General features: G+C 55.1%; 8 protein-coding genes. 6 read left to right on the top strand and 2 right to left on the bottom strand.

Annotated features, from left to right (window positions below; all coding sequences use genetic code 11):
* Nucleotides 1-342: 342 nt before the first annotated feature.
* Together nac and cbl are read left to right on the top strand one after the other, a co-directional pair.
* The gene (gene nac, locus ADJ24_RS07180) at nucleotides 343-1,260 is read left to right on the top strand and encodes a nitrogen assimilation transcriptional regulator NAC (protein WP_008499475.1); all 918 of its coding nucleotides are present in this window, start codon (nucleotides 343-345) and stop codon (nucleotides 1,258-1,260) included.
* Nucleotides 1,261-1,356: 96 nt separating this feature from the next.
* The gene (gene cbl / locus ADJ24_RS07175) at nucleotides 1,357-2,307 is read left to right on the top strand and encodes an HTH-type transcriptional regulator Cbl (protein WP_010432106.1); all 951 of its coding nucleotides are present in this window, start codon (nucleotides 1,357-1,359) and stop codon (nucleotides 2,305-2,307) included.
* Between the two features lie 43 nt (nucleotides 2,308-2,350).
* Here cbl and ADJ24_RS07170 read toward each other — a convergent pair whose 3' ends face one another.
* A complete protein-coding gene (locus ADJ24_RS07170) occupies nucleotides 2,351-2,959 on the bottom strand; it encodes a glutathione S-transferase family protein (protein ID WP_057060296.1) in 609 nt (202 codons plus the stop codon).
* Between the two features lie 170 nt (nucleotides 2,960-3,129).
* Between ADJ24_RS07170 and ADJ24_RS07165 the strand changes: the two genes are divergently transcribed.
* From ADJ24_RS07165 to ADJ24_RS07155, 3 genes are all read left to right on the top strand, one after another.
* Nucleotides 3,130-4,023 carry a LysR substrate-binding domain-containing protein gene (locus ADJ24_RS07165; RefSeq protein ID WP_023312344.1) on the top strand — a complete coding sequence of 298 codons (894 nt, stop codon included), beginning with the start codon at nucleotides 3,130-3,132 and terminating at the stop codon, nucleotides 4,021-4,023.
* A 177-nt stretch (nucleotides 4,024-4,200) separates the two neighbouring features.
* Nucleotides 4,201-4,554, top strand: a complete 354-nt coding sequence (locus tag ADJ24_RS07160; RefSeq protein ID WP_023312343.1) for a type II toxin-antitoxin system RelE/ParE family toxin — start codon at nucleotides 4,201-4,203, stop codon at nucleotides 4,552-4,554.
* 4 nt (nucleotides 4,555-4,558) lie between these two features.
* Complete coding sequence (locus tag ADJ24_RS07155) at nucleotides 4,559-4,861, top strand: XRE family transcriptional regulator (protein ID WP_023312342.1); 303 nt, start codon at nucleotides 4,559-4,561, stop codon at nucleotides 4,859-4,861.
* A gap of 75 nt (nucleotides 4,862-4,936) precedes the next feature.
* On the opposite strand, the gene ADJ24_RS07150 is transcribed toward ADJ24_RS07155, so the two are convergent.
* Nucleotides 4,937-5,857: a LysR family transcriptional regulator gene (locus ADJ24_RS07150; RefSeq protein WP_023312341.1), complete on the bottom strand. Its 921-nt coding sequence runs from the start codon at nucleotides 5,855-5,857 to the stop codon at nucleotides 4,937-4,939.
* Between the two features lie 141 nt (nucleotides 5,858-5,998).
* Between ADJ24_RS07150 and ADJ24_RS07145 the strand changes: the two genes are divergently transcribed.
* Complete coding sequence (locus tag ADJ24_RS07145; RefSeq protein WP_023312340.1) at nucleotides 5,999-6,388, top strand: RidA family protein; 390 nt, start codon at nucleotides 5,999-6,001, stop codon at nucleotides 6,386-6,388.
* The last annotated feature ends 89 nt before the right edge of the window (nucleotides 6,389-6,477 follow it).

Genomic DNA, 6,477 nt, shown 5'->3' with positions numbered 1-6,477 from the left:
CTACCGACTGAACTACAGAGGAATCGTGTGAACGGGGCGCATATTATCGACCTGCGTTCGCCTTGTCAAAGGGTGGATCAACGCCTTTTGATCGTTTGCTGACAAAATCGGCAAAGTGATGTTTTTGACAGCGGAATGCACCGTCATGGTGCGGGTATACCCCTAATGGGGCAGATCATAAACTGCTGTTTCGGTAATAAAACCCCCCTCTGTAATTAGGTTTCCTTATTTTCAGGCGCTTAGCGAACAATTTAGACCGCCTGGTAAAAGTGGCATTCATATTGCAAAACCTGTTCAACAACGACAGCCGGTTCCGGCACAGCATTTCGAACAGGGGGCAAAATGAACTTAAGACGACTGAAATACTTCGTAAAAATCGTCGATATCGGCAGCCTGACTCAAGCGGCAGAAGTGCTGCATATCGCGCAGCCTGCGCTGAGCCAGCAGGTGGCTACTCTGGAAGGCGAGATGGATCAGCAGCTGTTGATCCGCACCAAACGCGGCGTCACGCCAACGGAAGCAGGCAAGATCCTGTATACCCATGCGCGCACCATCCTTCGCCAGTGTGAACAGGCGCAGCTGGCGGTGAATAACGTGGGCCAGACCCTGAGCGGACACGTTTCTATCGGCCTGGCGCCGGGAACTGCCGCGTCCTCTATTACCATGCCGCTGCTGCAGGCCGTTCGCGCCGAGCTGCCTGAGGTGCTGGTCTACCTGCACGAAAACAGCGGTTCCGTGCTGAATGACAAACTGCTCAACGGCCAGCTGGATATGGCGGTCCTTTACGATCGATCCCCGGTCGCCGGCATCACCAGCCAGCCGCTGCTGAAAGAAGATCTCTACCTCGTGGGGACACGAGACTGTCCGGGCCAGAGCGTAGACCTTACCGCCGTGGCAGAGATGAACCTTTATCTGCCGCGCGACTACAGCGCCGTGCGCGTGCGCGTGGACGAAGCGTTCTCACTGCGCCGCCTGACGGCCAAAATCATCGGTGAAATTGACTCAATCTCCACGCTCACCGCGGCCATTGCCAGCGGAATGGGTGTGACGGTTCTGCCGGAATCCGCAGCCCGCTCGCTGTGCAGCGCGGCGAACGGCTGGATGGCGCGCATCACCACGCCTTCGATGAGCCTGCCGCTGTCGCTGAACATGTCTGCTCGCGGTTCGCTGTCGCCGCAGGCGCAGGCGGTAAAAGAGATTTTGATGTCGCTGGTCAGCAAGCCGTCGCTTGAGAACCGTGAACTCCAGCTCGTGAGCTGATATTCCATAAAAGCATAAGATGCTGGTTTTTATTATTTGTTCTGCAGCGCGGCTGACTCTAACAATAGAGCTATGTCAGATGCGCCGGAGTGAATCGTGAATTTCCAGCAACTTAAAATTATCCGTGAGGCGGCCAGGCGGGACTACAACCTGACCGAGGTCGCCAATATGCTTTATACCTCTCAGTCCGGCGTCAGCCGCCATATCCGCGAGCTGGAAGAGGAGCTGGGCATCGAGATCTTTATCCGTCGCGGCAAGCGGCTGCTCGGCATGACGGAGCCGGGTAAGGCTTTGCTCACCATCGCAGAGCGGATCCTCAACGAGGCCAGCAACGTGCGTCGTCTGGCGGATCTCTTTACCAATGACGCTTCGGGCGTACTCACCATCGCCACCACCCACACCCAGGCGCGCTACAGCCTGCCGCCGGTGATTAAAGCCTTCCGCGAACTTTTCCCCGACGTCCGTCTGGAGCTTATCCAGGGCACGCCGCAGGAAATTGAAGTGCTGCTGCAAAACGGTGGGGCGGATATCGGCATTGCCAGCGAACGCCTGAGCAACGACCCGCTGCTGGTGGCCTTCCCCTGGTTCCGCTGGTACCACAGCTTATTACTCCCGGTCGATCACCCGCTGAATCAGGTTTCCCCTCTGACGCTGGAAGACATTGCGAAATGGCCGCTCATTACCTACCGCCAGGGGATCACCGGACGCTCGCGTATTGATGAAGCCTTCAACCGCAAAGGGTTAACGCCGGACGTGGTGCTGAGCGCGCAGGATTCTGACGTGATCAAAACCTACGTCGAGCTGGGTCTGGGCATTGGTCTGGTGGCGGAACAGTCCAGCGGAGAACGCGAGGACGGGAACCTGGTGCGTCTTGATACGCGTCACCTGTTTGACGCTAACACCGTATGGCTTGGCCTGAAGCGCGGGCAGCTGCAGCGCAACTACGTGTGGCGCTTTATCGAGCTCTGCAACGCCGGGCTGTCGGTGGATGAGATTAAACGCCAGGTGATGGAACCGGAAGAAGTGGCGATTGATTATCAGATTTAGGCGCTGGTTTGCCCGGTAGCGCTGCGCTGACCGGGCTCATCGCTTAGTTGAACGGATATTTTTTAAAGACCGCCTGTGATTCAAATGATTCGGCAGCCGCCTGAATCTCTCTAAAATCCGCTGCGTTAACGACGTGCGGAATCATCGACTGAATAAACGTCCAGACAACCGTGCTCGTGACGGCAACCTGATCGGGATCGGCGGAGGCCGGACGCGTCTTCAGCAAGGCATTCCATTCCCTGCAGGCCGCCAGCAGCTGGGTTGTAATGCGTTCGACCCATAAAGCGTGCTGCTTTTCCAACGGGCGCTGGTGGTGTTCATACACATTTTGCACGGCTTTCTCCGCGGCGGCGAGGATAAAGCCCAGCGTCTGAAGATCGTTTGCCAGCGCATCCGGCGCGACGGGCAGGAGCCTCCGCTCGGGTGCGGCCTGAGCCTCGAAATAATTCAGTATCAGCGACGAATCCATCAAACGTACTCCGTTATCCAGAATCAGCGTGGGCGCTTTTACCGCGGGGTTGATTCGGGAGAACGCTTCGAAAGTGCTAAAGACCGACAGCGGTTGGCTTTCAAACTCAACGCCATAAAGCTCAAGGGAGATCGCCACGCGCCGTACATAAGGTGAATCCATCATGCCAACAAGCTTAATCATCGTTCCCGTTTTCCTGTCTCTGTGAAATAACGCGTCATTGAAGAGGATGAACAGACAGTACAATACAAACTTCCTGGCGAATATCTTCAGTATCTTACCGTAAAGGTTAGTATTACTGACATGTGGGCAAGTTGCCGTTATACATCCAGCGCGGATAAGGGAGAGCTTTCATGTCGGATTTTCCACCCATTGCCAGTTTGCGAAGCTTTGAAGCCGTCGCCCGTCTTGGCAGCGTGACGCTGGCGGCGAAAGAACTCCATGTTACCCATTCCGCAATCAGCCAGCAGATCAAACTGCTGGAGGAGATGGTGGGCGTAAAGCTCTTTATCCGTCAGGGACGCGGGGTGCAGATCAACGAAGAAGGGCGGCTATATGCCTTACAGGTGCGCGAGGCGTTGAACCATATTGCGGATGCCACCCGGCTCGTACAGGTGAAGCCGAGAAAGCAGGAGCTGACGCTGGCGATGGTGCCGTCTTTTGGATGCCACTGGCTGTTGCCGCGTCTGGAACGCTTTCGGGCGAAATATCCGCTTATCACCCTTCGGATCCAGGCCAGCCTGACGGTCACCAGCCTGCAGCAGGAGGGGATAGACATCTCGATACGGATGGGGAAAGGAAACTGGGAAGGGAGTGAAAGCCAGTACCTTTTTTCCGATGAACTCATTGTGGTGGCCGCGCCTGGCTATAACGACGGTGTGTTGCCCGCTACGCCGGCTGAGATTGCAAAAAGTCATATTATTTTTTCCATGGAGTCGTGGAAAACGTGGTGCGTGAATGCGGGGCTGGAGAAAGAGATCGTGCCTGGCGGTTTATGCATTAACGACTCCAATATCATTATCGAAGCTGTTCGGCTCGGGAAAGGGATCGCGCTGGAGCGCCGCTCTCTGGTTCAGGATGCCATCACCCGGGGGGAACTGGTCCAGCTAACCTCCATTACCGCGCCGTATCCCTGGCCTTACTGGCTGGTGACAGCGCGGTCAACGGAGACGAAGCCGGAGGTGGCTCTTTTTGTCTCATGGCTGGATGAGGAGGTGGCGGCCTGGCGGCAGTTGACGGGCTGCTGAACTTTTTTCGATGCTGCTCGTAACAAAATGAATATCCAACAAGGGATACACAGAATTACTCCGGCACGCATTCAGTATTTCCGTAACCCCACAAGATTCTGCTTTTCCATCTCTGCATAATCATCGCTATAGCTTTGCATGTATATAGCTTTTGATCTATATTGGATGGGAGGCCTTGTGTGGGCAATTAACACGACGGACAGGTTTGATCGCTGGTTTACTTCGCTTGAAGATACCGAACGCGCCAGCGTACTTGCAGCCCTGCTTGTTTTGCGAGAGAAGGGGCCGGGTTTATCGAGACCCTACGCCGATACGCTTAAAGGCTCTCGTCACAGCAACATGAAAGAGCTACGTATTCAGAGTAAGGGCGATCCCTTGCGGGCGTTTTTCGCCTTTGATCCAAACCGCACGGGTATCGTGCTTTGTGCGGGCAATAAGGTCGGCAATGAAAGGCGATTCTACGATGAGATGCTTCTCGTTGCTGACCGGGAATTCACTCACTGGCTGAATACATTAAAAGAGAGGGAATAGCGCGATGGGAAGAACCCTTGAGCAGCTTATAGCGAATGAAAAGCCGGAGGTTGTCGCCAGCGCTCAGGCGATAGCAACGGATATTTTGCTCAACATTCATCTTGCTGAGTTACGCGAGAAAGTACAAAAAACGCAGGTAGAAATGGCGCAGGCGTTGGGTATCAGGCAACCTACCGTTGCGGTAATGGAAAAGCCCGGGCGCGATTTGAAACTCTCTTCTCTCAAGCGCTACGTTGAGGCGGCGGGCGGAAAGCTGCGGCTTGATGTGGAGCTGCCGGATGGCTCGCACTATGAGTTCGTGCTGTAGGGCAGAAAAGCAAAAAAACCTGCTTCAAAACCGCCAGCATGACCGTCACTCGCGGTGATGAACGAATAGATGCAGTTACTTATGGGTAGAAGTAGGGACATGCTGCTGCATCAATTCAACGATCCAATCAATAAAAACGCGCAGTTTGGCGTTAACGTGGCGGTTCGGCGGAAAGGCCAGATACAGGGGCATTGGATCAATACGCCAGTCTTCAAATAGCGGAATCAAGGAACCATATGCCTGATGTGCTGCCGCCATATATACGGGTAGCGCAATCACGCCTAATCCCGCGAGCCCGGCTTCGAGGTAGGCGTTGCCATCATCCACTGCAAGCACATAGCTTCCCGTGATTTCAATACGTACACTCTCACCGTTCAGTACCAGAGGATCAATCTTACCGGTGCGTGAGGACAAGAATCCCACTATGCGATGGTCCGTGTTTTCCAGCTCTCGCGGGTGCGCAGGGGCGCCGAGGCGTTCCACGTAGCTCGGTGCGACGTAAACACCGATTTGCAAATCGCCAACATGGCGTGCGATCAGGGACTGGTCATTGATTCCCCCGCCGCGCACGACGCAATCCACGTTGTCGCCGATCAGATCCACCACCCGGTCACTCACGCCCATGTCGAACTGGATATCAGGGTAGCGCGCGTGAAAAGCCGGTAGCGCGGGCACCAGCACCAGGCGGGCGAGAGGAGTGGGCACATCTACCCGTAGCCGTCCTCTGGGCGTAATTGCCGCACTGGACAGGCTGTTTTCAGCATCTTCCATGTCCGCCAGCAGGCGGATGACGCGCTCGTAGTAGACCGCGCCATCAGGAGTCACACCGAGCCTGCGGGTGGTGCGATGGAGCAGCTTTACGCGCAGGCGAGCTTCGAGCTGCTGAATAAGCTGCGTCACCGTGGTTTTGCTCATATGAAGCGTTTGGGCAGCCTTGGTGAAACTGCCAGCCTCCACCACGCGAGCAAAGGCGCGCATCGCATCGAAACGATCCATCCCAGGTCCTCTCTTTTCGCAGATTGTTTGGATATTACAAACAATGATGAACAAAGTCGCTTGTTTATCCGCCCGATCTGGCACCTGTAAAGTGTCTTTATGTTCACCGGGCAGATTTCGCCCCATTACAGAGGCACAAACATGACAACACGCGAAGCAGTTTTTCCATTAGGACGGCAGGCGCTCTACGAGCGTAATCGCTATTCACCCGCCATCAAATCTAACGGCTTCCTGTTTGTTTCGGGACAGGTAGGTAGCCGGGAGGATGGTTCGCCTGAAGAGGATCTCAACGCGCAGATCCGGCTGGCATTCGATAACCTTAATGCTGTTCTCGCAGCTGCGGGCTGCACGTTCGATGACGTGGTTGACGTTACCCTCTTTGTCGTCGATCCCGAGTCAAACCTCGACGCAATCTGGAGTATCCTGCCAGAATATTGGGGGGAAGCGCCTTACCCTACGTTGACTGGGATCGGCGTGACGTGGCTGTACGGATTCCAGTTTGAGATTAAGGTGATTGCCAGGCTGCCCTAAGCGACAGGAGCTTTTTGCCATACGGCAAATTATCCGAACGCAGAAAAGCAAAAAGCCTGCTTTAAAAGCAGGCTTTTCAAATTTGGCTC

This window comes from Enterobacter sp. 940_PEND, assembly GCF_001059415.1.
GTDB lineage: Bacteria > Pseudomonadota > Gammaproteobacteria > Enterobacterales > Enterobacteriaceae > Enterobacter > Enterobacter cloacae_M.
This window is presented reverse-complemented; position numbering and strand designations above follow the sequence as displayed.

Bases quoted from the DNA above. Each gene is read 5' to 3' on its own strand.
- ADJ24_RS07170 (WP_057060296.1), bottom strand. From the start codon at position 2,959: ATGATTAAGCTTGTTGGCATGATGGATTCACCTTATGTACGGCGCGTG.
- ADJ24_RS07150 (WP_023312341.1), bottom strand. From the start codon at position 5,857: ATGGATCGTTTCGATGCGATGCGCGCCTTTGCTCGCGTGGTGGAGGCT.
- nac (WP_008499475.1), top strand. From the start codon at position 343: ATGAACTTAAGACGACTGAAATACTTCGTAAAAATCGTCGATATCGGC.
- ADJ24_RS07155 (WP_023312342.1), top strand. From the start codon at position 4,559: ATGGGAAGAACCCTTGAGCAGCTTATAGCGAATGAAAAGCCGGAGGTT.
- ADJ24_RS07145 (WP_023312340.1), top strand. From the start codon at position 5,999: ATGACAACACGCGAAGCAGTTTTTCCATTAGGACGGCAGGCGCTCTAC.
- ADJ24_RS07165 (WP_023312344.1), top strand. From the start codon at position 3,130: ATGTCGGATTTTCCACCCATTGCCAGTTTGCGAAGCTTTGAAGCCGTC.